Below are 24,711 nucleotides of genomic sequence, written 5' to 3'. Positions count from 1 at the left end.
TGATGCCGCCTCAGCCGGCGCGGCGCTTGCGGGCGGCCCGCGGCTTCTTCCGGGGCGTGGGAGTGGGCGAGGACCCGGGCGCCGGATTCGGGGGCATGACGGACACCACGGTGCGCACCACGCGCGCCACGGCCTTGAGCTGGCGGGGCTCCAGGTCGCGCAGCGTGCGCACCAGGCGGCGCAGCTCCAGCGAGTCCTCCTCGCGCGGCGGGGACCGGGACGGAGCCGGAGCGGAACCGGCGCCCACGCCCAAGAGCACGTCCGCGGACACGGACAGCACGTCGCACAGCCGACGCAGGGTCTGGGCGCGGGGCAGCATGCGGCCGCGCTCCATGCGGCTGTAGACCTCCATGGCGATGCCCACGCGCTCCGCCACGTCCGCCTGCGTGAGTCCCAAGCGCAGCCGCGCGTCTCGGGCGGCGGCTCCAAACACCGTGTTCAGCTTTTCATTCACCGGGGCGGGCACGCGGCAAAACCTTGCATCTCTCCTCCGGGGCGCAAGTTTTCGAGGCCTCGGTCAGCGTTCACGCAGCGCGAGCGCGCCCTGGATGATGAGCCCCATGGCCTTCAACCCCTCTTCATCCAGGGGCCTCAGCGCGCGCACCAGCCGGCGCAGGGAGGGGGGATCCTCCTCGCGGTCGGCCAGGGCCAGCGTGAGCGCCTCGTCCGGGGGCGAGGGCCCATCCAACCCCAGCAGCGTGTCCGCGCGGATGCGCAACACCATGCACATGCGGCGCAAGGTGGTGGAGCTGGGCAGCACCCGCCCGCGCTCCATGCGGCTGTAGACCTCCATGGCGATGCCCACCTGGCTGGCGACGTCGCCCTGGGTCAGGCCCTGCCGCTCCCGGGCCTGTCGCGCCGCGGTGCCCACCGTGATGGCCAGCTCCTCGTTCATTGCCGCTCACCACCCCTGGCCGGACCGTGTCTCCCATGAAGTCAGGTGTCCGGCATCCTACCTGACACGGCACCAACACTACCCCAAGGGGCGTCCGCCATGCTATGGACCTTGCAGGTCCCATCCATCCTTTCGCGAATGCATCCTCTCAGCCACGTCCTCCCTCTGAGATTCAACCCTCCACATCCCGAAGCACTCGGGCTTTCCTTCCGCGTAGGAGGCGCCACTCCATGAGCCTGGAGGGAGGACATCCGCTGCTGCTCCAACCCCAGGAGGTGGTGGGCAGCTTCCGGCTGCTGAAGCGCCTGGCCACGGGGGGCTACGGCACCGTGTTCCTGGCGGAGACCGGGGGCTTCCACGTGGCGCTGAAGTTCGCGCTCCAGGGGCCGCAGGACTCCGAGGAGGGCTCGCAGGTGGACGCGCGCACGCTCAAGGAGGTGAGCGTGCTGCACCGCATGACCCATCCCAACGTGGTGGCGTTGCGCGGCTACCACCGCTGGCCGCACCCGCGCACGGGCTACCTGTTCCTGGTCATGGACTACGTGGAGGGTCCCACGCTGTCGGACTGGGCGATGGAGGCGGAGCCCACGGCGCGGCAGGTGGCGCGGCTGTTCGCGGAGCTGGCGCTGACGCTGGACTTCATCCACCGCGCGGGCGTGCGCCACCGCGACATCAAGGGCAGCAACATCATCGTGCGCGCGTCGGACGAGCGGCCGGTGCTGGTGGACTTCGGCTCCAGCGACCACGCCTGCGCCCCGGCCATCACCGATGGGCGGCCGCCGCCGGGCACGCCCAGCTACCGCAGCCCGGAGCTCTTGCGCTACTGGCTGGACAACCCCATGGGCATGTCCCGCTACGTCTACCAGCCCACGGACGACCTCTATTCGCTGGGGCTCACGCTCTTCCAGGTGCTCACCGGGGACTTCCCCTATCCCCCGGGCCTGCCAGCCGCGGCGCTGCTGGGTGGCATCCAGAACATCAAGGGGCGGTCCGCGCGCGCGCTCAACGCGCGCGTGCCCCGCGCCCTCAATGACATCTGCGAGCGGCTGCTGCGCCAGGAGGCCAGCGAGCGCTACCAGATGGGCGCGGATCTCTACGCCGACCTGAGCGCGGCGCTGGAGCGCGCCCCGGACAGCTGGGACACGCCGCTGTTCAACACACCGCCGCCCCACGACGCCGTCACGGAGGAGTCCGACGCGTACTTCGACGGCAACGAGGAGGCCCGCGAGCTGCGCCGCTGGACCCGCGAGCAGGAGCGGCGCATCCCCGGCGCCGCGCCCCACTCCAGCGCGTCCACGCCGCCCGTGCCGCCTCCGCCCGGACCGTCACTGGGGCTGGCCGCGCCGCTGCCCCCGCCCATGCCCTGGTGGGTGGCCCGGCGGCTGGCGTGGCGGCGGCGGTGGGAGCGGTGGCTCCGGCGTCTGGGATTGCGCCGGGACAGGTGAACCCTACGGGTCCACTGACTTTCACACGACCCTGGAGGTTTTCCCCACCACAGGGTTTGTGCTACCTGCGGGGTTGAGCGATTTCCGCTCCACCTCAGAGGTTGGAAGGCAGGACATGAAGACGCCCGATACGACGACGGAGGAGAACCCCGGCGTGCCCCGCCGGCCGCGCGTGCTGTTCACGGTGGGAGGCACGGCCTTCGAGTTCGTGCGCAAGCTGGAGGTGCGCTCCACCGGGGAGCTGCTGATGCTGGCGCGGCGGCGCTACCGGGGCGGGATGGGCGGCCCGGTGGTCATCAAGCGGCTGCGCAACCCGTCTGGCTTCGTGGAGCGGCGGCGGCTGGTGGAAGAGGTGGAGCTGACGTTCCGGCTCAACCACCCGGGCATCGCGAAGGTCTACCACCTGAAGGCGTACCGGGGCGTTCCGCACGTGGTGATGGAGTACGTGGAGGGCCGGTCGCTGGACACGGTGCTCAACCTGGTGGCCATGCGGCGCAAGCCCATGTCCCCGGCCTTCGGTGCGTGGGTGGTCTCCGAGGTGGCGGAGGCGCTGCACCACGCGCACACGCTGCGGGATGAGTGGAACCGGCCGCTGGGCATCGTGCACCGGGACGTGAGCCCCCGGAACCTGCGCCTGGGCGTGCATGGCGAGGTGAAGCTCACGAACTTCACCGCCGCGTTCTCCACGCTGCCGGGGCGGGAAATCACCAGCCGCCCGCTGGTGAAGGGGGACGTGGCGTACGCCTCGCCGGAGGCGCTGCGGCGCGAGCCCGTGGATGCGCGCAGCGACCTGTTCTCGCTGGGGCTGGTGCTGCTGGAGGTGCTGACGGGGACGCACCCGCTGGCGCAGGGGGACGCGGCGCCTCCGCCCCCGCCGGACCTGCCGCCGGTGCAGGCCCAGGGGCCCACGTGGATGCCCCTGACGGAGGTGGCGGCGCGGATGGCGCTGGTGGGGCCCGGGGAGGTGGAGCGCATGGCGCGCGACGTGCCAGAGGGCCTGCGCGCGGTGGTGGTGCGAGCGCTGCGCCAGTCCCCAGCGGACCGCTTCGGCACGGCGGCGGAGCTGGCGGCGGCACTGAGGGAGTGGCTGCGCGACCATGCGCCCGCGTACGGGCGGCAGGCCGCGGCGGAGGAGGTGGCGGAGGCGGCACGGGAGGCCACGGGCCGGCGCAACCAGGCGGAGCTGCTGGAGGGCGGGCTGCACCCGGAGGAGCTGACCGCGGAGGAGGCCGCGATGACGTCCGAGGCCACCGTCCCGGAGGGGCCGCCGCCGTTCCTCCAGGGCGACGACGTGACGCCGGACCTGAATGACGAGCCCCTGCCCGTGGAGGACCTGGACGAGCTGGCCGGCCCAGATGAAGAGGCACCGGGAGACGACCTCGAGGACGACGACGACGGCCACCAACCGGTGTGAGTTCGCGTCGGCACCGGGTCCCTGGGACGCGGGTCACCCGAGTCCCCCGGGACCAGCGGGGTGCCGCAGGAGGTCCGTGACTGTCTTTTCCTGATTTCGCGCGAGCCATGAAGCATTGCAGTGTTTGGCGAAGCTTCCGCGAGTTGCTTGATTCCTCTCACTCATCAACCCGGTGCGTCACCCCGCCGAGCCGCTCTTCCGGGTGAGGTTCCGAGGGGGATGACAAATCCTGTCACCGCGCGGGTCCGCCGCGACTGACACGCATTCTACCCGCCAGTCAGCGCAAACCCAGACATTGACACGCTTTCGCGAGAACCAATAAAAGACGTGACAGCCTTTTCACCCGCTGGCACTGTGATTTGCGTTTCCAGCTGTAGCCCAGACATACGCCGAGGGCCGGGAGGTCCCCCCGGGTCGGCGTAGGCCTGTCCAATCCCTCCGTTTTCCATGCCGTCCCCCGGCCGTGCTCGCTCCGAGCGCGGCACGGGAAACGTGTCTCCGGGCTTCGCCGGGGGCTCGTGAGGCCGGCGTGTGCCCGCTGTGAGTCATTGGCCTTCTTTCCCCTGTCTGTCTTGCCAAGGAGTGTCGAGTGAAGCGAACGTCCCCCCGTTGGTTCCGGTCGCGCGGAATGTTGGGCGCGCTCTTGCTGTCCCTGTCTTCGCCGTGGATGGCCGCGTGTAGCTCCGGCTCGAGTGCGCCCGAGCCCTCCGCGCCCGCCGAGCAGACGCAGTCCCAGGTCACCGTCTCCATCGGTGCGCAGGACATCTTCAGCCAGGCCGTGAAGGGCCGCGTCTCCGCCCAGGCCTTCTCCTACTCCGACGTCGCCAGCATCCGCGTCGACGTCTCCGAGCAGGGCACTGGCGGCCTGGTCATCTTCAAGAACTTCGACCTCTTCACCTCCGCTGGGGCGTGGACCGGGAAGCTCCCCTTCCTTCCGAAGGCCAAGGCCCTCAGCTTCTTCGCTCGCGCGCTCGACGCCTCCGGGAACCTCCTCTTCTCCGGCTCGCTTGACGCCACGCTGAACCTCGACTTCGAGACCGTCACCATCCCCCTGGCCCCCGCGAACAACAACGCGGTCATCTCCCTCCCTCGCATCCGAAAGATCAGCATCCCCAGTGCCTTCGCCTCTTCGCAGTCGGGCAACATCACCTTCGCGGTGGAAGCAACGAATGGCGAAGCGCTGCGCTACGCCATCACCTCCGCCGTCGCGGGCAGCGGCAGCTTCTCGCCTCTCAACGGCGCCATCACGCTGCAGAACACCGCGGGCGCCTTCGTCTCCCAGTACACGCCTCCCACGGTGTCTTCCGAGACGGTCTTCACCCACACCGTCACGGTGACCAACCCCGCGGGCCACTCCATCAGCACGACCTTCACCACGAAGGTGAAGCCTCCGGAGACCTCCAGCGGCGTCATCGACACCTCCGTCGCCGTCCTCTTCAACCCCGTCATCAACGGCCTCAACGGCCTGCGGGTCCGTGACACCCAGAACGTCATCTTCACGGCGGACGTGAGTGACGACGGTGCCCAGGACGCGCTCACCTACGCGTGGAGCTTCACGCCCGCCACGGGCACCACCTTCGACCCCGTGCCCGCGTTCACCGGGGACACCAACCCCTCCACGCTCCAGAACTACACCACCACCGTGCAGGGCGACCTGAAGCTCGCCGTGACGGACGGCAACAACGGCACCACCACGCTCACCTACAAGCTCACCCCGGATCAGTTCCCGGACAACCCCGTCGCCGAAGGGCCGCTGGATGGCATCAACAGCATCCGCAACGGCACCGCCCACACGTGTGCCTTGCTGAATGACGGCTCGGTGCGGTGCTGGGGCTACGGGGCCTACGGTCAGCTGGGCTACGAGAACACCCAGAACATCGGTGACAACGAACTGCCGTACACGGCCGGCGCGGTGAAGCTCCTCGGCAAGGCCACGAAGCTGGCGGCGGGTGGCAACCACTCCTGCGTGGTGCTGGACACGGGCCTGGTGCGCTGCTGGGGCCAGAACAACTTCGGACAGCTCGGCTACAACAGCACGCAGAACCTGGGCGACGGCGAGCCGGTGGCCAGCTTCGGCTACGTCAACCTGGGCGGTCCGGCCACGCGCATCGCGGTGGGCGCGGAGCACTCCTGCGCGGTGATGGCCACGGGCAAGGTGCGCTGCTGGGGCCGCAACCAGTACGGCCAGCTGGGCTACGGCCACGTCAACAGCATCGGTGATGACGAGCAGCCCTGGAGCGCGGGCGATGTGAACCTGGGCGGCGTCACCGCCACGGATGTCGTCGCGGGTGGCAACCACACCTGCGCGCTGCTCTCCAACGACAAGATGCTCTGCTGGGGCCTCAACAACTACGGTCAGCTTGGGCAGATCCACTACAACGACATCGGCGACAACGAGCTGCCCAACAGCCAGCCCGCGTTCGAGCCGGCCGGTCCGGTCTCACAAATCTCCGCCGGTGGGACCCACACCTGCGCCCTGCTGAAGACGGGGACCGTGCGGTGCTGGGGCCTCAACAGCTCAGGGCAGCTGGGCACGGGACAGGCCCTCAGCTACTCCCTGTTCAGGGACTCCGGGAGCATCGACCTGGGCACCAGCGCATTGCAGATCTCCGCCGGTTCCACCCACACCTGCGCCCTGCTCTCCACGGGCAGCGTGCGGTGCTGGGGCGCCAATGCCTCCGGCCAGCTCGGCGACGGCAAAACCGCGCTCCGGTCCACGCCGGGCCCGGCCGTGGACCTGGATGGCGCCACCGCGTACCAGGTGACGGCCTCGTCCGGAACCCACACCTGCGCGCTGCTCTCCACGGGCAAGGCGCGGTGCTGGGGCCAGGGCAACTACGGTCAGCTCGGCTACGGCAACACCAACAACATCGGTGACAACGAGCAGCCGAGCGCAGCGGGCGACATCAAGCTCCTGCCTCCCGCGCCGTAGTCGCTGACGTCCTCGCGGGCGCCCGCAGGACCGGGGCGCCCGCTTCTTTTTCCGGCCGCAATCCCTTCCGCCTTCAGGAGTGTTCCGTGCAGAGGTCATCCCCCCGTTGGTTCCGGTCGCGCGGCATGTTGGGCGCGCTGCTGCTGTCGCTGTCCTCGCCGTGGATCGCCGCATGTAGTTCCGGTTCGAGCGCGCCCGAGCCTTCCGCGCCCGCCGAGCAGACCCAGTCCCAGGTCACCGTCTCGATCGGTGCGCAGGACATCTTCAGCCAGGCCGTGAAGGGCCGTGTCTCCGCCCAGGCCTTCAGCTACTCCGATGTCGCCAGCATCCGCGTCGATGTCTCCGAGCAGGGCGCGGGCGGCCTCGTCATCTTCAAGAACTTCGACCTCTTCACCTCCGCCGGGGCGTGGACCGGGAAGCTCCCCTTCCTTCCGAAGGCCAAGGCCCTCACCTTCTTCGCTCGGGCGCTCGATGCCTCCGGGAACCTCCTGTTCTCCGGCTCGCTCGATGCCACGCTGAATCTCGACTTCGAGACCGTCACCGTCCCGCTGGCCCCGGCCAACAACAACGCGGTCATCTCCCTGCCCCGCATCCGGAAGATCAGCATCCCCAGTGCGTTCGCCTCCTCCCAGTCGGGCAACATCACCTTCGCGGTGGAAGCCACGAACGGTGAGGCGCTGCGCTACGCCATCACCTCCGCCGTCGCGGGCAGTGGCACCTTCTCGCCTCTCAACGGCTCCATCACGCTGCAGAACACGGCGGGCGCCTTCGTCTCCCAGTACACGCCGCCTACCGTGAGCACGGAGACGGTCTTCACCCATACCGTCACGGTGACCAACCCCGCGGGCCACTCCATCAGCACCACGTTCACCACGAAGGTGAAGCCTCCGGAGACCTCCAGCGGCGTCATCGACACCTCCGTCGCAGTGCTCTTCAACCCCGTTATCAACGGCCTCAACGGCCTGCGGGTCCGCGACACGCAGAACGTCATCTTCACCGCGGACGTGAGCGACGACGGAGCGAAGGAGGCGCTCACCTACGCGTGGAGCTTCACGCCCGCCACGGGCACCACCTTCGACCCCGTGCCCGCGTTCACCGGGGACACCAATCCCTCCACGCTCCAGAACTACACCACCGCCGTGCAGGGTGACCTGAAGCTCGCTGTCACGGATGGCGACAACGGCACCACCACGCTCACCTACAAGCTCACCCCGGATCAGTTCCCGGACAACCCCGTCGCCGAAGGGCCGCTGGATGGCATCAACAGCATCCGCACGGGTTGGGACCATGCGTGCGCGCTGCTGAATGACGGCTCCGTGCGCTGCTGGGGCTACGGTGCCTTCGGTCAGCTGGGCTACGAGAACACCCAGAACATCGGTGACAACGAACTGCCGCACACGGCCGGCGCGGTGAAGATCCTTGGCAAGGGGACGAAGCTCGCGGCGGGTGGCAACCACTCCTGCGTGGTGCTGGACACGGGCCTGGTGCGGTGCTGGGGCCAGAACACGTACGGGCAGCTCGGTTACAACAACAAGGACAACCTGGGTGACGGCGAGCCGGTGGCCAGCTTCGGCTACGTCAACCTGGGTGGCCCGGCCACGCGCATCACGGTGGGCGCGGAGCACTCCTGCGCGGTGATGGCCACGGGCAAGGTGCGCTGCTGGGGCCGCAACCAGTACGGCCAGCTCGGTTACGGGCACACGAACAGCATCGGTGACGACGAGCAGCCCTGGAGCGCGGGCGACGTGGACCTGGGCAACGTCACCGCCACGGATGTCGTCGCGGGCGACAACCACACCTGCGCGCTGCTCTCCAACGACAAGATGCTCTGCTGGGGCCGCAACGGCCTGGGACAGCTCGGGTACTCACACGTCAACCACATTGGTGACAACGAGCTGCCCAGCAGCCAGACCGCGTTCGAGGCCAAGGGGCCTGTCGCCCAGATCTCCGCCAGCCGGAGCAACACCTGTGCCCTGCTGAAGACGGGCAGCGTCATCTGCTGGGGCGACAACCTCAACGGACAGACGGGCAACAACCTCTACGGTGACTACATCTGGTACTGCGCCGAGCACCCGTCGACCCGCTGCTACTTCAACTACCTCGCCAACTCGACGACGGTGAACCTGGGCGGAACGACCGCCTTGCAGGTGACCTCCGGTGGCGAGCACGCCTGCGTCCTGCTCTCCACGGGCGCCACGCGGTGCTGGGGAAGCAACACCTACGGCCAGCTGGGTTACAGCAACACGACGGACCTGGCGGTCCCTGGAGGTCCCGTGAACCTCGGGGGTGCGACCGCCTATCAGATCAGCGCCTCGGGCAACGGCAGCACCTGCGCGCTGCTCTCCACGGGTAAGGCGCGGTGCTGGGGCAAGAACAACGCCGGGCAGTTGGGCCAGGGCAACACCACGGTCATCGGTGACAACGAGCTGCCGTCCACCGTGGGCGACATCCAGCTCCTGCCGCCCACGCCGTAGTTCCTGGATACTCGCGGGCGCCCGGTATCCTCCGGGCGCCCGCTTCGCTTTCCTTCCGTGTGAGCCATGACGAAGCCTGCCGCCCTCGCGCTCCTCCTGCTGTGCACCGTCGCCGCGTGCACCGCTCCGTCCTCCACGGGTGACACACCTCCGGGGTCCACGTCCGCCGTGACGTTCAACATCACGGCGGATGCCGTCGGCTCCGAATCCCAGACACGGCGTGCCCTGGCGGGCAGCACCTTCGCGGACGTGGCGCGCATCCGCGTCGACGTGGAGGACGCGGCCAGCCACAGCGCGCTGTTCTCCAACTTCGACCTGGTGCCCTCTCCCTCCGGGTGGTCCGGCACCATGCCGTCCCTGCCTCGCCACCAATCCCTCACCTTCATCGCGCGGGCCTACAACGGAAACAGCGCACTCCTCTTCCACGGCAGCACCACCCAGACGCTCATCGCGGACCGGGAGTCGGTGGCCATCACGCTGGCGCCCACCAACGACGGCGCGCCCATCACCCTGCCGCGCATCCCCCGCATCCAGCTTCCCGGCGAGTTCGTCTTCGGCCAGCCCGCCACCGTCACCTTCTTCGTCGAGGCCACCTCCGGCGAGTCCCTCACCTTCGCCCTCACCGCCGCGAACAACGGTGGTTCCTTCGTTCCCTCCAGCGGGACGTTCACGCTCACCGGGACCTCCGGCGCCTTCGTCGCCCGCTACCTGCCGCCCTTCGGCATTCCCAGCCCCACCGACTACACGCACTCGCTCACCGTCACGAACCCGGCGGGGCACTCGGTCAGCACCACGTTCGTGACACGCGTCCTTCCCGCGGATCAATCCACGGACTCGCTGGGCACCACCGTGCGCATCCTCTTCGCGCCCGTCGTCCAGGGCCTGGCCGCGTCCCGCCTCGCGGGCTCCTCCGACGTCGCGTGGTCCGCCACCGTGTCGGATGATCAACCCGCCCTCACGCTCGACTACGCGTGGAGCTTCATCCCGGACGCGCCCGTGACTCCCACCCCCGGCTTCACGACGCAGGCGAACCCCACCGTCCTCCAGCACTACGCGCCCTCGCTCCAGGGCCGGCTGTCCCTCCAGGTCACCGACGCCGCCGGGGCCCGCACCACCGCCACCTACCGCCTGGGCGCGCAGCAGTTCCCCGACGCGCCCTTGCAGACCGGCGGCCCCACCGACGTCGCCCAGCTGCGCGCCGGGGACAACCACACCTGCGCCCTGCTCAACGACGGCTCCGTGCGCTGCTTCGGCAGCGGCGCGCAGGGCCGGCTCGGCTACACCGGCACCGCCAACATCGGTGACGACGAGACGCCCGCGTCGAAGGGCCCCGTGCCCCTCGCTCCGGGTGAGAAGGCCGTGCAGCTGGCCACCGGCCTGGGCCACACCTGCGCCCTGCTCTCCACCGGCCGCGTGCGCTGCTGGGGCGCCAATGCCTCCGGCCAGCTCGGCCTGGGCCACTCACGCACCATCGGTGACGACGAACCCATCGCCAGCGTGGGCACCGTCGACCTGGGCGGCGCCCGCGCGCTGCGCATCACCGCGGGCGACCGCCACACCTGCGCGCTGCTCACCTCCGGCCACGTGCGCTGCTGGGGCGACAACACCCACGGCCAGCTGGGCCTGGGCCACACCGACACCCTGGGCGACAACGAGCCTCCGCCCACCACCGACGTCCCTGTCGGCGCCCCCGTGCAGGACCTGTTCGCGGGCGGCGACCACACGTGCGCCCTGCTCTTCTCCGGCCGCCCACGCTGCTGGGGCGCCAACGCCTACGGACAACTGGGTTACAACCGTGACGACGATGTCGGTGACACCGAGTTGCCGTCGTCAGCGGGTGACGTGGACGTGGGCGGCACCGCCGTGCAGCTGGCCCTGGGCACCCAGCACACCTGCGCCCTGCTGGACACCGGCGCCCTGCGCTGCTGGGGCGCCAATGCCTACGGCCAGGTGGGCAATGGCAACCCCGACTACGCCACGCCCCTCACTCCCGTGGCCCTGGGCTCGGGCCTTCGCGCCGTCCAGGTCGCCGCTGGCGCACAGCACACCTGCGCCCTGCTCGAGTCCGGCCAGCTCCAGTGCTGGGGCAACGGCGCCCGGGGCCGGCTGGGGTACGCCAACACACGCTCCCTCTCCGCGCCCGGCACCGCCGTCATCGACGTGGGCGGCGCCCCCGTCACTTCCGTCACCGCGGGCGGCCAGCACACGTGCGCCGTGCTCTCCTCTGGCCGTGCGCTGTGCTGGGGCTTCAACACCTCCGGACAGCTTGGCTACGGCCACGTGCGTGCCATCGGAGATGACGAGGCACCCGCGCTCGCCGGGGGCATCCTCCTCGTGTCGCCCTGACACCGCGCACAGGAGGGCCCTGATGCCTGGCTGCCTGCCCTCCAGGCCCGGGCGGGCGCTTCCGGAGCGGGTTGCCGGACACAGGGGACGATGACGAACCTCCTCCGACGGAGGGAATCCTTCATGGCCAGCAACGACAAGCGTCCCGCACCCACGCAGCCCGCCGAGGATTTCTACGGGCGTCCGACAACTCCGCGGCAAGACAGCGAACCCCAGCGCGAAGGCCAGGGCTCCACACCCTCCACGCCTCGCGAGGAGCAGAGGCCCCAGCGCCCCGACACCGAAGAGGAAGACGACGAGCGCGAGCCCCGCCGCGAGCTGACCGAGGCCGACGAGAAGGGCATCCACCCGCGCGCCGAGGACGACGACGACGACAACCGCGACTTGCGCCTCCACGACGCCAGCGGCCTGCGTCCGTATGACCCTCGCGAGCGCGCCCCGGGGGCATCGCTCGACGACATGCCGGACGGCGACGGCCCTCGCAGCGACGCGGGCACCAACCCGGTGTCCGACGTGTACCGCTACGGCCACCCGGACCGCATGCCCGACCGCGAGCGCTGAAGCGCTCCGTCGCGCCCGGCCCCGTCCAAACCTGTCCGACTGTCGGACAGGTTTCCCAGGGCGCGCCCGGAAACACCGAGGGCCAGGAACCGGGCTTTGCGCCCCGTCCTGGCCCTTCGTCACGTCCGGATGCCCGCGGCCCTGGGGCCCGTCAGCCCACGCGGCGCGGGGCGTGATCCAACCGGTGCGCGTCCACCCACGCATCCGCCTGCGCCATCGTGTCCACGAAGACCGTGTCGAAGCTGGCCGCGTGGCCGGTGAGCAGCATGGCCACGGACATGGCCTTGCCCACCACGCGCTGAGACAGGTCGGACCCCACGTACACCACCGAGCGCATCCACTCCGCGCGCACGTTGTTGGCCAGGTACTTGCGCGACTCGGCCGGCAGCTCCGAGCCCGGCACCTCCGCCACCAGGTAGAACGGCCCCTGCGCCGCCATCTCCTCGTAGACGCGCAGCGCCCACTTCGCGTCCTGCAGCCCCACGACGCCCGTGTACTTCGTGTGCAACACGTCTGGCGCCGTCATGCGGATCCGGTGCGCGCCACACGTCCACTCGCGAATCTGTTGCTCCATGCGGTCCTCCCCCCGGCTACTGGAAAGAACCCTACGCCTGAGCCCTCCGGTCCAGGGAAGCGCCCCTGCCCTTCCGTACAAGCTCCGGCTGTCCATTGGATGTCAGACCCCCTCTGTACTGTGTACCCATTCCGACAGCCATTCAGAGGGGGAAACACCATGACGGAAACCCGTGAACTGCCGCGAGTCTCGGTGAACAAGCTGGGCGAGTACCTGGTCGCCACGCCCGCCCGCCGCAAGCGCATCATCCACGACCAGAAGCACCCGCCGGATGCCCAGTACCTGCGCTATCCGGAGGCGTCCCACGCCATCACGGACTTCCTCTGCCGGGGCCTGGACCTGAACGTGCTGCGGGAGTCCCAGCGCCGGTTCGCCTGCGCGGTGCCGCAGACGGAGTTCGAGGCGCAGCGCATGCAACTGTGCTCGGAAGCGCTGGAGCGCTTCGCGGACCTGGTGCCCTGGTTGGATTTGGACGACGCCATCATCAGCGCGGTGGGCGCGGAGCCGCCCGTGCTGGAGATGGCCGGCGTCACCATCAGCGTGCGCCCGGAGGTGGTGGTGCAGCGGCTGGACAAACACGGCAACCCGCGCGTGGGGTTGATGAAGCTCTACTTCTCCAAGACGCACCCGCTGGACGAGCGCAGCGGCCAGTACATCGGCACGCTCTTGCAGCGCTTCGCGGAGCAGCACCTGTGCCGGCTGGGCCCGGCGGACCACCGGCTGATGACCGTGGTGGACGTGTTCGCGGGCTCGCTGTTCGTCGCGCCGCGCGCGCACATCCGCCGGCTGGGCGACGTGGTGCTCGCGTGCGAGGAGATCGCCGAGCGCTGGGCCGTCCACTGAAGGACGCCCGAGCGCGCCTTCAGCGCGGCGCCGGTTCCTGACGGCGCCGGTGGGACTCCAGCCACGCGCGGGCCTGGGCCTCCGAGTCCACGAACTCCGCCTCCACCTTCGTGTCGCCGACGAAGTTGACGACCGCCACGAGCGCGCGCAGCACCTCGCGATGCGTGCGCTTGGCGCCGAAGAAGCAGACCGCGCGGAACCACGCGGGGCGCACGTGTTTGGCCAGGTACTTGCGCGGCGCGACCGACAGTCCCTCGGAGCTGCTCAGGTCCACGACGAGGTACAGGGGCTTGTCCGGGCCCGCCCCCAGCTCGTGGAACACGTCCACCAGCTCCCGCACATCCGTCTCTGAAAACGCTCCCCGGACCTTGGTCCAGAGGATGTCGGAGGCCTCCAGCGAGACACGCTGTGTCCCGAAGACCCACTCCCGCAGCACCGCCATGCCCTCTCCCACGCAGAGGGCAGCAGGGTACCCAAAACCCAGGGCCCGTCACCAGTCCGTGACCCCTTCTTTCCGAGGGAATCCGCCCGTCCAACCCTCCGGGTCACGCGCACGCGTACGCCACGTGTCCTTCCGGGCCGGGTCATTCCTCGCACGTCGCGTCATGGCGATGGAATGTGGCCGTTGTGTCACGGGCGGGTCAGCGCGAAGCAGGGCCCCGGCGGGGCGTGGGCGGAAAGCCGCTATGCTCGTGGAGCGGGCGGCCAGACGGACGGCCGCCCCTGGGCGCATCCCCGGCCGGTTGTCGGGACGCGCTTCCTTGCTCACCGTGAAGGGTCGCGCCGCTGGCGCGGAGGATGGGAGCGTGGTGCTGGAGTCCTTGTGGAGCAGACGCGCCGTGCTCGTGTCGGGCAAGGGCGGCGTGGGCAAGACGACGCTCTCCGCGACGCTGGCGGTGGCGGCGGCGCGCGCGGGCCGGCCGGTGCTGCTGGCGGAGCTGTCCCCGGACGAGGGCGGCCCGTCCACGCTCGCGGGGCTGGTGGGCGCGAAGGAGGCCGGGCCGCGCGTGGTGCCGGTGGGGCCGAACCTGTCCTTCGTGCGCCTGTCCGCGCAGGAGGGGCACCGGCTGTTCCTGGAGGAGACGCTGCCCGTGAAGTGGCTGGCGGAGGCCGCGCTGCGCTCCCGGGCGCTGCGGCGCTTCCTGGAGGCGGGCCCCGCGCTCAAGGAGATGGGGCTGATGTTCCAGCTCCTGGCGCTCCTGCGTCTCACGCACCCGGACGGCCGCAGGGTGCACCCGCTCACGGTGGTGGACCTGCCCGCCACGGGTCACGCGCTGGCGCTGGCCACGCTGCCGCGGAGCATCCTGTCGCTGATGCCGGGCGGGCCCGTGGGACGCGCGGTGCGTGAAGGGCTGGACCTGCTCCAGGACCCCGTGCGCACGGGCGTGGTGCTCACCACGCTGCCGGAGCCCCTGCCGGTGAGCGAGACGCTGGCGCTGGTGGGCGAGCTGAAGGAGGTGGGCCTGCCCCTGTCCGCCGCGGTGCTCAACCGCATGCCGGAGGACCCCTTCACGCCGGAGTCGCGCGCGGCGCTGGAGCGGCTGCTGGAGACGCACGGGCCGCACCGGGGGCAGCGGGCGCTGGAGCGGCTGGAGCGCGCGCGGCTGGCCCGGCAGCGGCTGGCGGCGGGCGTGAGCGTGCCCCACTGGGGCCTGCCGGAGCTGGCGTTGACGGGCGCGGCGCTGGTGGAGCGGCTGGCGGAGCTCCTGGAGTCCTCACTCGAAGGAGCCGCGTCCCGCGGCGGCCGGGAGGCCACGCCATGAACCTGGACGGCATGCTGCGCGACAAGCGGATCCTCGTGCTGTGCGGCGCGGGCGGCGTGGGCAAGACGACGACGGCGGCGGCGCTGGGCGTGGCCGCGGCGCGTTCGGGGCGCAAGGTGCTGGTGCTCACCATCGACCCGGCGCGGCGGCTGGCGGAGGCCATGGGGCTGAAGGAGAACGGCGCGGAGCCCACCAGCGTGCCTCCGGAGCGCCTGTACGCGGACGGTCCGCGCGGCGAGGGCCGGCTGGACGTGTGGATGCTGGAGCCGCGCATCGTCTTCGAGCGCATGGTGCGCCGGATGTCCGCCACGGAGAGCGCCGCGCGCACCATCCTGGAGCACCGCCTGTACCGCTTCCTGTCGGAGCTGGTCGCGGGCGTGCAGGAGTACGCCGCCGCGGAGGCACTGGACGGCTTCATCGCGGAGGGCCACTACGACCTCATCGTCCTGGACACCCCGCCCAGCCGCCACGCGCTGGACTTCCTGGACGCCCCGGGCCGGCTGTCGCGCTTCCTGGACGAGCGGATCATCTCCCTCTTCGGTCCGGACTCAGGCCGCACGGGCCGGCTGTGGCAGGGCGCGCAGGCGCTGGTGGGCAAGGTGCTGGACGGCATCTTCGGCGGCGGCTTCGCGCAGGAGATGCGCACCTTCGTCGCCGCCTTCGGAGGCCTGTTCGCCGGCATCCGCATGCACTCGGACCGGCTGCGTGAGCACCTGTCGTCGAAGGACGCGGCGTTCCTGCTCGTCACTTCGCCGGAGGCCGCCGCGCTGCGCGAGGCCACCTTCTTCCAGGAGGCGCTCCAGGCCAAGGGGCTGCCCTTCGCGGGCTACGTGCTCAACCGCAGCTGGGCGCGGGACGACGGTCTGGCCCCGGCCGCCGCGCTGAAGCCGCACGCGAACAACGCCGCGGACACGGACGCCGTCAGCGCGCTGGAGCACCTGGCGGGCGTGGAGGACGCGCGCGCGACGGCCCACCGCTCGGTCCTGGCGAGGCTGGCCGAAGGGCTGCCCCGGGGCGCGCTGGCCATCGCCGCGCCGGACGCGGGCGCGGACCTGGAGGACTTCCGGGGGCTGGTGCACCTGGGAGACGCGCTCACCGTCGTCTGACGTCCCGCTCGGGCTGCATTTCGCGCCAGGGCGGACGGGCGAGCGGCGCCGCGCCTGGCCGGCTGGAGCTTTGCGCGTCCGGGCCCGCTTCCCATGTTCGCAAGTCGAGGAGGCTTGCGACGCACATGGGCACCAAGGACTACAGCAACGGAAACGGCAGGCATGACCTGGGGCGCGCGGACATCTCCACGCCTCCCACCGACGCCATGGCCACGCACCGCTCACCGGACGTGGCGCCGCCGGGCTCGCGCGAGCGCGCGGAGTCCGACGTGAGCGGTTGGAGCCCCGCGCGCGACGAGCCACCCGCCGACCGTCAGGGGCGCTTCCACCGCGCCGCCGCGTGGCGCATGGGCCGCGTGCGCACGGACGTGGACGACACCGGGATGTGGCGCAAGGACCGCGAGGGCGAGCGCGACGGCGGCACCACCGGCCCCTACGGCCGCGACGACCGGGACGTGCGCTACGCCAACGGCGCGGGCCCCCGGCGCACCCAGGGCGAGGACACCGTCCAGGAGATGCCCCCCGAGCGCGCCGACTACCGCGAGTGGGACCGCAGCGGCTACGGCGGGGAGGAGCCCCTGTTGCGCGACCGCCCGCGCCGCGCGTCACCGGCGCCGCGCGAGGACCCGAACCTGCGCGAACGGCTGGCCCCCAGGCGGGAGGAGACCTTCCCCCTGGATCCGAGGCTCCGCGCCTCCCGCGACACGTCCACCGCGTCCGACCCTTCACGCCGCCGCTGGAGGCGCGAGCCGCTCACCGCACGCGACATCATGACCCGCCAGGTGCGCACCGCCCGCCGCGACAGCTCCCTGCGCGAGGTGGCGCAGTTGATGCGGGACGAGGACTGCGGCGTGGTGCCCATCGTGGACGCGGAAGGGCAGCTCCTGGGACTGGTCACGGACCGCGACCTGGCGCTGCGCGCCTTCACCGGTCAGCGCGCCGTGGACGGCCTGCGCGCCGCGGACGTGATGACGGAGGAGCTGGAGGCGGTGTTGCCGGAGGAGGACCTGCACGGCGTCATCGAGCTGATGGGCCGCCGCCAGGTGCGCCGCATCCCCGTGGTGGAGCCCGACGACCGGCTCGTGGGCATCATCGCGCTGGGGGACATCGCCAGCCGCGCGGACCAGGACGAGGAGCTACAGGAGGCACTGGAGCGCATCTCGTCCCGGCGCTCGTTCTGGAGCCGGCTGCGCTGAAGGCTGACCCGTGAGGACGGGAGGCGAGCATGGCCTCCCGTCCCGCGACACGTGCTTCAGGCGAAGCTGACGACCACGCCGGACGCGTCCGCCGTCGCGGTGAACGTCTTCAGGTTCACCGTCGCCGCGCCTCCGGGGTCGACCACGCCCGTCTTGCTGAACGTGGACGCGTGGCACGGGCAGAGCAGCTCGTCGATGCTCGCCTCGAAGTCCACGGTGCAGCCCTGGTGCGTGCAGACGGAGTCCACGGCGGAGTAGGTCCCGTCCTCCAGCTTGAAGACGAAGATGCGCTTGCCGTAGCCCCTGGGCCGGCCGCTCACCATGCCCCCTGTGTTCTGGAGGTCCGGGAACTCCTCGAAGGTCAGCGCCAACTTGCCGCCCACCACTGCGGGGAAGTTGGGATCACCGTCCAAGATGTTGATGCTCAGCACCTGCGTGCCCGCGTTGTACGTGCACACGTACTGAGTGAGCGGCACCGTCGCGGGCGCCTGCGTCACCGTGCCGTCGAGCGCGAACTTCGACAGGTGGCAGGGGCACACGGCCTCCTTCCCGTCGAAGCCCATGGGGCAGCCCACGTGGGTGCACGTGGCGGACAGCACCGCGTAGGTGCCCGCCGTGGGGTGCATCACCAGCAGGTTCTCCTGCCCGGACTCCTTCGGGAAGCGCAGCGTCACCGCGCCGCCCTCGCGGGACAGGTCCGGGTAGCGCTGCACCACCAGCGACACGAGGCCGTCCTCGCCGGGCATGGGCACGTCCAGCACCGGCGCGGGGTCGATGTTGGGCGCGCACGCGGGCGGAATGCCCGCGACCACCACGCCCGTTCCCAGCAGCTTCTTGAAGAAGTCCCGACGCGACGAGCTCACGTGCCCTCCGTGAAGACGAGGTGCGGCTCCAGCACCAGCTCGTCTTCCACCTTCACGAGCAGCAGCGTGGGCCGTTCGATGTTGTAGCCCTCCAGGCTGATCTTGAAGGACCCGTCCGCCGTCACCTGCTTCTCGGAGTCGAACTTCACCGTCATGGGGATTTCGACGTCCTTCGTCACGCCGTGGAAGGTCAGCTTGCCCTTGAGGGTCACCGGCACGCTGCCCGGGAAGGTGGCGGGCGGCTTCACGCCGGTGCCCACGGCCTTCACCTCCACCAGCGGGTACTTGGCGGCCTCCGTCACCTCCAGCATGTGCGTGTCGCGGTTGGAGTTCTGCGAGTCGAAGTCCTTCACCTGCGCGCGCACTGCCACCTGGATGGTGCCGTCCGGCTTCAGCACGGCCTTGCCCTCACTGGGCGGCGCCTTGCCGGACACGGTGTGCATCTTGTGGATGAGCTTGTAGGTGAGAGAGCTGGCGTCCTTCTTCACCGAGTACATCTTCGCGTTCTGCGCGGCGGCGGGCAGCGCGAGCAGCAGGGCAGCGGAAAGAACGAGTCGTCGAGCAATCACGGCGTCCTCCAGAGGGGGATACGTCTTGTCTCCGCACAACGGCCGGCGCACGGAGACATTCACGACAGGGGGGTCGGGTCAGAAAGTGAGCGTGACGATGCCCGCGGCGACGCAGCCCAACGTGGCATAGCCCACCACCTGGTGCGCGGTGGCGTACTTCGGCTCCGTGATCTCGCCGTAGCTGTGGGTGGCCAGGATGCCCAGCACCGCCTGGGCAATCATCCCGGCGGTCGCCAGGCTCATGAAGATCTTGTGGAACGTCACCGTGTCCCACTGGAACGGGCGCTCCACCGGATCCGGAGCCAGCAGGCCCAGCGTGCCCACGGTGGCGAACAGCACCGACGTGCCGATGACGACGCCCCGGTGCCAGGCAAGCAGCGTGCGATCATCCCCGCCGCCCCGGAACGACTCGTTGAACTGGAGCTGCCCCAGCACGGTGGCCGCGGTGAGGCCGCCCGCCATGGCCAGGCCCAGGCCCTGGTGCAGCTTGAGCATGGTGCGGCGCGTCTCCAGGTCCTTCTGGAGGTCCGGGTCCAAGAGGCCCGCGGACGCCTCCGCCTCCGGGGTGAGCAGGTCGAAGTCCAGGCTGGGCTCGGAGGACGGCGTGGTGCCGGAGTCCTGCGGCGCGGCGGAGCCCGTCGAACCAGACTCCGGCGTGGCGGACACGGGCGGCGTGACGTCCGGCGTCACCGGCGCCGCGGGCGCGGCTTGCTGCGGCGGAGGCGGTGCCGGCGGGGGCTGGCGCTTCGCGGGTTTGCGCTTCGCCGCGGCGACCATCACGGGGGCGTCCGGCGCGAGGGCCGCGCCTGCGGGGGAGGCCGCCAGGAGCATGACGGCCAGGAGGGGAGAAATGACGCGAGTCATCATGGGGTTCCCGGGGGACGACGCGGCCCGTCGAAAAAAGGGGGGGCCATGCCTTCCCAGGCTACTCCGGCTCGCGGTTTGGGTGCACGGAAGTGCACACAGGGTCCGGGTGAGCCTTGAGCTGTCGGCATGTCCCTGTATGGCCACAGCCATAAGAACCCCAGGGACCGCCAGAAGTCGCGTCTGTGTCAGGCCGGTGTCGTCGAGGGCACCTGCGAGCGGGGCGCGGTGCCGTGCGCGAGCTCCTGGCCCAGGGCGTGCGGGTCGAAGTAGGCGAAGAAGCGGCGCACCCGGTCTCCGTCCCACTCGATGATGGAGACGCCCTCATAGGCGATGGCGGCCCCGTTGCGCCCGGTGCCCTGCGTCTCCCATTCGAGGGCCACGCGGTCACCGGATTCGATCATGTTGCGGAAGGTGGACTTCACCTGGCCAAAGGTGCCCTTGTATTCGGTCCAGAAGCGGCGGGCGCCGTCGAGGCCGGAGAAGACGTTGGGTGAAGCGACGTTGCTCACCTGCGCATCGTCGGCGAAGAGGGCGACCATCGGCTCGATGTCGCCGTGCTCCTCCAGTTTCAACAGTGCGTCCACGAACCGCTGCGCTCGTTCCATCGGCATCGGGTGTCCTCGCTCGTCGCGAAAGAGAAATCAGGGGTGTGCCCGGGAAGGGTGCGCACGCGAGGGGGAGGTGGCCTGTCATCGGCGGCCGCTCCCTCGTCCTCCGGACGGAGGCAGCACCCCCTTGCTCCCGGGTGGCCCGGTGATGGAAGACGGACGCCGTCATGTCCCAGGACGCCCACCGCCCCGAGCCGCCGTCCAACGCCCCGAGGAAGCAGTCCTGGCAGGAGGCCGAGGCGGCCCTGCTGGCCCTGGTTCCCCCCGTGGCGGTGGAGGGTGAGGCGGAGGGAGCGGCCAACGCCCCGGCTCCCCAGGCCGTGGAGCACTCGCCGCCCGGCTGGGGCACGGCGTTCTTCGTCGCGCTGTGCGCGCTGTACCAGCTGCGCCGGGTGATGCCGCTGGCGAACGTGACGCCGTGGGACTTCGAGGCGCTGTTCTCCAAGGGCTCCGGCACCGTGGCGTTCCTGGTGCTGTTCCCCTCACTGGTGTCGCTGTGGGGCATCGCGAGGGGCGACCTGAAGCGTCAGGCCAGCGGGTCGGTGTGGCTCGTGCTCCAGGCGGTGGTCTGGGCGTTGATGGCCGTGGTGGCCCTGTTCAAGGGGGAGTTCGTCACGGCGCTCCTGATGCCGTGGCACCTGGCGCTGGTGTGCGCCATCCAGATGTACACGTTGGATCCGCCGCCGCTGGAGGCCCCGGTGCCACCGCGCGCGCCGCCACCTCCGCCCACCGTGCGGCCCGCCACGCCCGAGGACCGGGACGCCATCGCGGGCCTCCAGGACGCGGCGCTCGCGCGGCGGCCCACGACCTTCGAGTCTCCGCTCGAAGGCGAGGAGGACGGACGACACCCGGTGCTGGTGGCGGAGGAGGACGGGCGCGTCGTCGCGTATGCGGCCACCCGCGCCTACAGCTCGCGCGAGTGCTACGCGGGCGTGGCGGACTTCAGCCTCTTCGTGGCGAAGGACGCCCGGGGCCGGGGCGTGGACGCGCTGCTGCTGGAGGCGCTGCTGAAGGCCGCGGAAGGCGCGGGCTTCCACAAGCTCACCACCTGCGTCCTCGCGGACCAGGAGCACACCCGGAAGCTGTTCGAACACCAGGGGTTCACCACGGTGGGCACCCACGCGAAACACGCGCGAGTGGACGGCGCGTGGCACGACGTGGTGGTGGTGGAGAAGGTCCTGAGCTGACGCGTCCGGGGGGGCCACGGACACTGTCTCCTCATGGCACCCGAGGACAGGGGGTGCCCCTCTTGCTCGCGGGCCTCCCGCCGGAGGATGACTGTCCTCCAGGAGCACCCATGTCCCAGGAAGCCCTCCGTTCCGCGCCGTCACCCTCCTCCGTCGACGAGGCGCCCGCGGACGTTCCCGAGTCCATCGCGGCGGAGTCGTTCCCGCCGCTGACGTTCCTGCTGGAGGAGGTGCGCTCGCCGGGGATGGTGCGCGCGGACATCGACGCGCTCATCGTGGGTCTGGGCCGTCCGCCCGCGCCGGACGAACCGCCGCGGGAGCGGGCGGATCTGCTGCTGGGGCTCCTGGACCGGAGCAACCCGGTGGGGGACTACACGGGTTCGGGCGGGATGAAGGTGCGGCACGCGGCGAAGGAGTCCCTGCTCGCCATGGGCTATCCGTACGCGATGGAGCTGCCGCCCGACCTGCTGGAGACGAAGGGCGCTGACGGCAGGGCGGCGGGGCTGACCGCGGGCAACGTCACCCTGGCGGTGGGGAGTGCGCTGTACCAGTCGGCGGGCCTGGTGACGGTGTGGTTCTTCCTCGAGTACTTCGGGATGCCGGCGGCGCCCGAGGTGACGTTCGGCATCGGCGCGGTCCTCTGGCTCTTCACCGTGGCCTCCCTGGTGGGCCACCACTCACGGTCGCGGGACCTGCAGTCCATCAGTTCGGTGGTGCTGTGGGCGGCGGCGGTGGTGTGGACCCTCGTCGCCCTCCCGTTGGCCCTGTTCACGAATGGCGTGGCCCTGCTCTTCGTCCCGTGGCACCTCTCGCTGTGGACCGCCATCGCCCTGCGCCCGGAAGCCGAGGCGGAGGAGGCGCCGGCGAAGAGCTCGACGCAGTCCTCGCCATGACCGTGCGGTAGTCAGCGCCGGGCGTCCTGGGCCCACTCCTCGCGCGTCCAGCCCTGCCGTTCATAGAGGGCCCGGCGCTCCGAGGGCAGGGCCTCCCAGGCGACGCCGGGGTCCAGGTCCTTGGGGCGGCTGAAGAGGCCGGGGATGTCGTCGCGGACGGCCTGGGCGGCACGCTCGGGGGTGAGGCCGCGAATGCCGTAGCTCAGCTTGAGGCCGGCGTGGCTCTGGCTTTCCTTGTGGGAGGCTTCGAAGGAGACGCCGCCGCCGAACTCCGCGGTGCGAGGGTTGAGGGACGCATGGGCACGGGCATGCGGGCCCGCCTTCAGGGACAGCTCCACCTTGCCCTCCGAGTCGCGGCTCACGCTGGCGATACCCAGCTCCAGTTGGAGTTGGGCCTCCGTCTTGCCGTGAGCGTCCATCATCACCTCCAGGCCCAGGGGGCCAGCCTTCGAGGCGATGCCCGCCTGCGTCTGGAAGTCGGTGGTGCCGCGCGCGGAGACATGGGCCGTGCGCTTGAACTGGAGCATCTCGAGGGACGCGCTCGCTTCGGCGGAGACGAAGGCACCGGCGGGACGTTCGCCGGAGAGGACCTGCGCGCGGGCGGTGACGGTCTCGTAGGCCTGGACGAGCGAGTGTTGGGGGCGTCCCAGGCCGGCCTTCCATTCGGACTCGTAGCGTTCGCGCTGGGGGTCGGACCAGGAGAGGCCGAGCGACGTCTCACGCAGGTCCAGAGACTGAGGAGGCCCGAGCGTGCGAAGGGCCTGGAGACTGCCGGCCTGGGCCACGGCGTCGCCGTAGCGTTGCAGGTATGCGTCATAGGCGACGACAGCGGCACGGCCCGTGTCGGTGGCGTGGGCGTTCACCGCGTCGCGAAGGGCAGCGGGCAGCTTCGGATCATTGACGAAGGTCTCCGGGCGTCCAGGCATGCCGAGCGGTCCCTCCACTCCACCCGGGCGCCGCGAGAGGACGCCGTTGGACGCAGCCTGTTCGAGGAAGGCCTGGCGCGACGGAGCATCCATCCGGGACACGTAGGTGGAGAGCAGCCCGTCACGGTCCATGCGCTCCAGCGTGGCGCGGTACGCATCGCGAGGCACGGAGCCGAGCGCATCATGCGTGGCCTTCACATCGCTGTCGGTGAGGAAGGGGTTGGACAGGCTGCGCGTCAGGTGCGAGCGGACCGAGGCATAGACGTCCTCGGGAACGGGAGCGGAGGGGGAACGCAGCCTGCCGCCCATGGCCGCGAGCTCGCGCGCGGATACGGCGGGACCTTCCGCGTGCGTGGAGGGACGGGGTACGGAAGGGGCAACGGAGGGGCCGTCATAGGGCCGCAGTTCGTTGCGCGAGGGCGAGGACGCACTGCTCTCACTGACGGAGGTCCTGCGGGACGCGGTCGTGCCCACGCGGAGTTCGGGCGCGGGTGCATCGGGTTCGGGAAGCGTGGGCTCAGGGGACAGGGGACTGCTACCGGGCGCATCGATTCGGGACATCAGGCTCGCTCCGAGGAAGGAGGAGCCCGTGCCCTGTGCAGTTGGTGCGCCACGGTCAGGTGCCCGGAATCACAGGCACCCGTTCGCCTCCATGCGCCCGGGCACGGGACCCGGGTCCCGCGCCCCAGACGGGCTCAGCCCAGCACGTCCTGCGCGCGGCGGTAGTACATCTCGCGGCTCGCGAGGCCGTTGTAGCCGCCGTTGATGCGGCGGGTGACTTCACGGAAGTTGCCCGCGTCCGCGTAGCTGTTCAGGTTGCGCGACTGCCAGTACCAACCCGCGATGCGGAACGCGACGTCCGGATCCTTCGCGCGCTCCGGGTTCCCTTCCAGGTCGATACCCAACGCCTTGCCCGCCGCACGGTAGTTCGCGCGGCCCGTCAGCTGGATGGGACCCCGGCCCTTGTAGCGCTTGCCGTCTCCAGGCTGCGTGTTGCCCAGGTCCTTGCGGCCCTCGTACGCGGCGCCGGAGGCGATCTCCTCCATGTAGCGCAGCTCGCCGCTCTCATGCGCCAGCTGCGCCAGGAACATCTCCTTGCGCCGGGGCGTGTTGATGTTCGCCTCCGCCATCGCCTTGTTCAGGTGCGGCAGGTACTGCTCCGCCTTCGCCTGCGACAGGTTCGGCATGATCCGCCGCAACTGCGCCACCGTCACCCCACCCTTCCCACCCGACGTGACCGGCGTCCCAC

General features: G+C 70.6%; 22 protein-coding genes. 12 read left to right on the top strand and 10 right to left on the bottom strand.

Annotation, left to right across the window (positions count from 1 at the left end; translation table 11 throughout):
* Positions 1 to 10 precede the first annotated feature (10 nt).
* On the bottom strand, positions 11 to 466 hold the full coding sequence (locus D7Y21_RS11240) for a helix-turn-helix domain-containing protein (RefSeq protein WP_121713086.1): 456 nt from the start codon (positions 464 to 466) through the stop codon (positions 11 to 13).
* Positions 467 to 517: 51 nt separating this feature from the next.
* On the bottom strand, positions 518 to 895 hold the full coding sequence (locus D7Y21_RS11235; RefSeq protein WP_120564535.1) for a helix-turn-helix domain-containing protein: 378 nt from the start codon (positions 893 to 895) through the stop codon (positions 518 to 520).
* Between the two features lie 230 nt (positions 896 to 1,125).
* On the opposite strand from D7Y21_RS11235, the gene D7Y21_RS11230 reads away from it, so the two are divergent.
* From D7Y21_RS11230 to D7Y21_RS11205, 6 genes are all read left to right on the top strand, one after another.
* Positions 1,126 to 2,340, top strand: a complete 1,215-nt coding sequence (locus D7Y21_RS11230; protein WP_120564536.1) for a serine/threonine-protein kinase — start codon at positions 1,126 to 1,128, stop codon at positions 2,338 to 2,340.
* A 115-nt stretch (positions 2,341 to 2,455) separates the two neighbouring features.
* Positions 2,456 to 3,754, top strand: coding sequence for a serine/threonine-protein kinase (locus D7Y21_RS11225; RefSeq protein ID WP_120564537.1), 1,299 nt, complete (start codon positions 2,456 to 2,458; stop codon positions 3,752 to 3,754).
* A 628-nt stretch (positions 3,755 to 4,382) separates the two neighbouring features.
* Positions 4,383 to 6,686, top strand: coding sequence for an RTX toxin (locus tag D7Y21_RS11220; protein WP_121713084.1), 2,304 nt, complete (start codon positions 4,383 to 4,385; stop codon positions 6,684 to 6,686).
* 125 nt (positions 6,687 to 6,811) lie between these two features.
* Positions 6,812 to 9,160, top strand: a complete 2,349-nt coding sequence (locus D7Y21_RS11215) for an RTX toxin (protein ID WP_121713082.1) — start codon at positions 6,812 to 6,814, stop codon at positions 9,158 to 9,160.
* Between the two features lie 66 nt (positions 9,161 to 9,226).
* Positions 9,227 to 11,506, top strand: coding sequence for an RTX toxin (locus tag D7Y21_RS11210; protein WP_121713080.1), 2,280 nt, complete (start codon positions 9,227 to 9,229; stop codon positions 11,504 to 11,506).
* Positions 11,507 to 11,629: 123 nt separating this feature from the next.
* Positions 11,630 to 12,067, top strand: a complete 438-nt coding sequence (locus tag D7Y21_RS11205) for a hypothetical protein (RefSeq protein WP_121713078.1) — start codon at positions 11,630 to 11,632, stop codon at positions 12,065 to 12,067.
* A gap of 151 nt (positions 12,068 to 12,218) precedes the next feature.
* On the opposite strand, the gene D7Y21_RS11200 is transcribed toward D7Y21_RS11205, so the two are convergent.
* Positions 12,219 to 12,641, bottom strand: a complete 423-nt coding sequence (locus D7Y21_RS11200) for an STAS/SEC14 domain-containing protein (protein ID WP_120564542.1) — start codon at positions 12,639 to 12,641, stop codon at positions 12,219 to 12,221.
* A gap of 159 nt (positions 12,642 to 12,800) precedes the next feature.
* Between D7Y21_RS11200 and D7Y21_RS11195 the strand changes: the two genes are divergently transcribed.
* A complete protein-coding gene (locus D7Y21_RS11195; RefSeq protein WP_120564543.1) occupies positions 12,801 to 13,484 on the top strand; it encodes a hypothetical protein in 684 nt (227 codons plus the stop codon).
* 19 nt (positions 13,485 to 13,503) lie between these two features.
* Here D7Y21_RS11195 and D7Y21_RS11190 read toward each other — a convergent pair whose 3' ends face one another.
* A complete protein-coding gene (locus D7Y21_RS11190; RefSeq protein ID WP_121713076.1) occupies positions 13,504 to 13,926 on the bottom strand; it encodes an STAS/SEC14 domain-containing protein in 423 nt (140 codons plus the stop codon).
* 367 nt (positions 13,927 to 14,293) lie between these two features.
* Here D7Y21_RS11190 and D7Y21_RS11185 point away from each other — a divergent pair, with 367 nt between their 5' ends.
* The 3 genes from D7Y21_RS11185 to D7Y21_RS11175 all read left to right on the top strand — a co-directional run bounded on the left by D7Y21_RS11185 (position 14,294) and on the right by D7Y21_RS11175 (position 17,549).
* Positions 14,294 to 15,247, top strand: coding sequence for an ArsA-related P-loop ATPase (locus D7Y21_RS11185; RefSeq protein ID WP_120564769.1), 954 nt, complete (start codon positions 14,294 to 14,296; stop codon positions 15,245 to 15,247).
* The gene (locus tag D7Y21_RS11180; RefSeq protein ID WP_121713074.1) at positions 15,244 to 16,353 is read left to right on the top strand and encodes an ArsA-related P-loop ATPase; all 1,110 of its coding nucleotides are present in this window, start codon (positions 15,244 to 15,246) and stop codon (positions 16,351 to 16,353) included. The genes D7Y21_RS11185 and D7Y21_RS11180 overlap by 4 nt, the downstream gene beginning before the upstream one ends.
* Positions 16,354 to 16,478: 125 nt before the next feature.
* Complete coding sequence (locus D7Y21_RS11175) at positions 16,479 to 17,549, top strand: CBS domain-containing protein (RefSeq protein ID WP_199735399.1); 1,071 nt, start codon at positions 16,479 to 16,481, stop codon at positions 17,547 to 17,549.
* A 56-nt stretch (positions 17,550 to 17,605) separates the two neighbouring features.
* On the opposite strand, the gene D7Y21_RS11170 is transcribed toward D7Y21_RS11175, so the two are convergent.
* From D7Y21_RS11170 to D7Y21_RS11155, 4 genes are all read right to left on the bottom strand, one after another.
* Positions 17,606 to 18,412 (bottom strand): ubiquinol-cytochrome c reductase iron-sulfur subunit, encoded by an 807-nt coding sequence (locus tag D7Y21_RS11170; RefSeq protein WP_120564547.1) that lies wholly within the window; start codon positions 18,410 to 18,412, stop codon positions 17,606 to 17,608.
* Positions 18,409 to 18,981 carry a YceI family protein gene (locus D7Y21_RS11165; protein ID WP_120564548.1) on the bottom strand — a complete coding sequence of 191 codons (573 nt, stop codon included), beginning with the start codon at positions 18,979 to 18,981 and terminating at the stop codon, positions 18,409 to 18,411. Before D7Y21_RS11165 ends, D7Y21_RS11170 begins: the two co-directional genes overlap by 4 nt.
* A 78-nt stretch (positions 18,982 to 19,059) precedes the next feature.
* On the bottom strand, positions 19,060 to 19,848 hold the full coding sequence (locus D7Y21_RS11160; RefSeq protein ID WP_120564549.1) for a hypothetical protein: 789 nt from the start codon (positions 19,846 to 19,848) through the stop codon (positions 19,060 to 19,062).
* A gap of 185 nt (positions 19,849 to 20,033) precedes the next feature.
* The gene (locus D7Y21_RS11155) at positions 20,034 to 20,459 is read right to left on the bottom strand and encodes a nuclear transport factor 2 family protein (protein ID WP_121713072.1); all 426 of its coding nucleotides are present in this window, start codon (positions 20,457 to 20,459) and stop codon (positions 20,034 to 20,036) included.
* A 164-nt stretch (positions 20,460 to 20,623) separates the two neighbouring features.
* Between D7Y21_RS11155 and D7Y21_RS11150 the strand changes: the two genes are divergently transcribed.
* Together D7Y21_RS11150 and D7Y21_RS11145 are read left to right on the top strand one after the other, a co-directional pair.
* Positions 20,624 to 21,643, top strand: coding sequence for a GNAT family N-acetyltransferase (locus D7Y21_RS11150; RefSeq protein WP_121713070.1), 1,020 nt, complete (start codon positions 20,624 to 20,626; stop codon positions 21,641 to 21,643).
* Between the two features lie 110 nt (positions 21,644 to 21,753).
* Positions 21,754 to 22,536, top strand: a complete 783-nt coding sequence (locus D7Y21_RS11145; RefSeq protein WP_121713067.1) for a hypothetical protein — start codon at positions 21,754 to 21,756, stop codon at positions 22,534 to 22,536.
* 11 nt (positions 22,537 to 22,547) lie between these two features.
* Here D7Y21_RS11145 and D7Y21_RS11140 read toward each other — a convergent pair whose 3' ends face one another.
* Both D7Y21_RS11140 and D7Y21_RS11135 read right to left on the bottom strand, forming a co-directional pair.
* Positions 22,548 to 24,023, bottom strand: coding sequence for a hypothetical protein (locus D7Y21_RS11140; RefSeq protein ID WP_147469256.1), 1,476 nt, complete (start codon positions 24,021 to 24,023; stop codon positions 22,548 to 22,550).
* 134 nt (positions 24,024 to 24,157) lie between these two features.
* Positions 24,158 to 24,711, bottom strand: a 554-nt coding sequence (locus D7Y21_RS11135) for a glycoside hydrolase family 19 protein (protein ID WP_199735398.1), incomplete at its 5' end; no start/stop codon positions are given.

It is taken from the genome of Corallococcus sp. AB045, from assembly GCF_003668895.1.
Classification (GTDB): domain Bacteria; phylum Myxococcota; class Myxococcia; order Myxococcales; family Myxococcaceae; genus Corallococcus; species Corallococcus coralloides.
The sequence above is the reverse complement of the archived record's forward strand: the minus strand, read 5'-3'. Positions and strand labels throughout refer to the sequence as shown.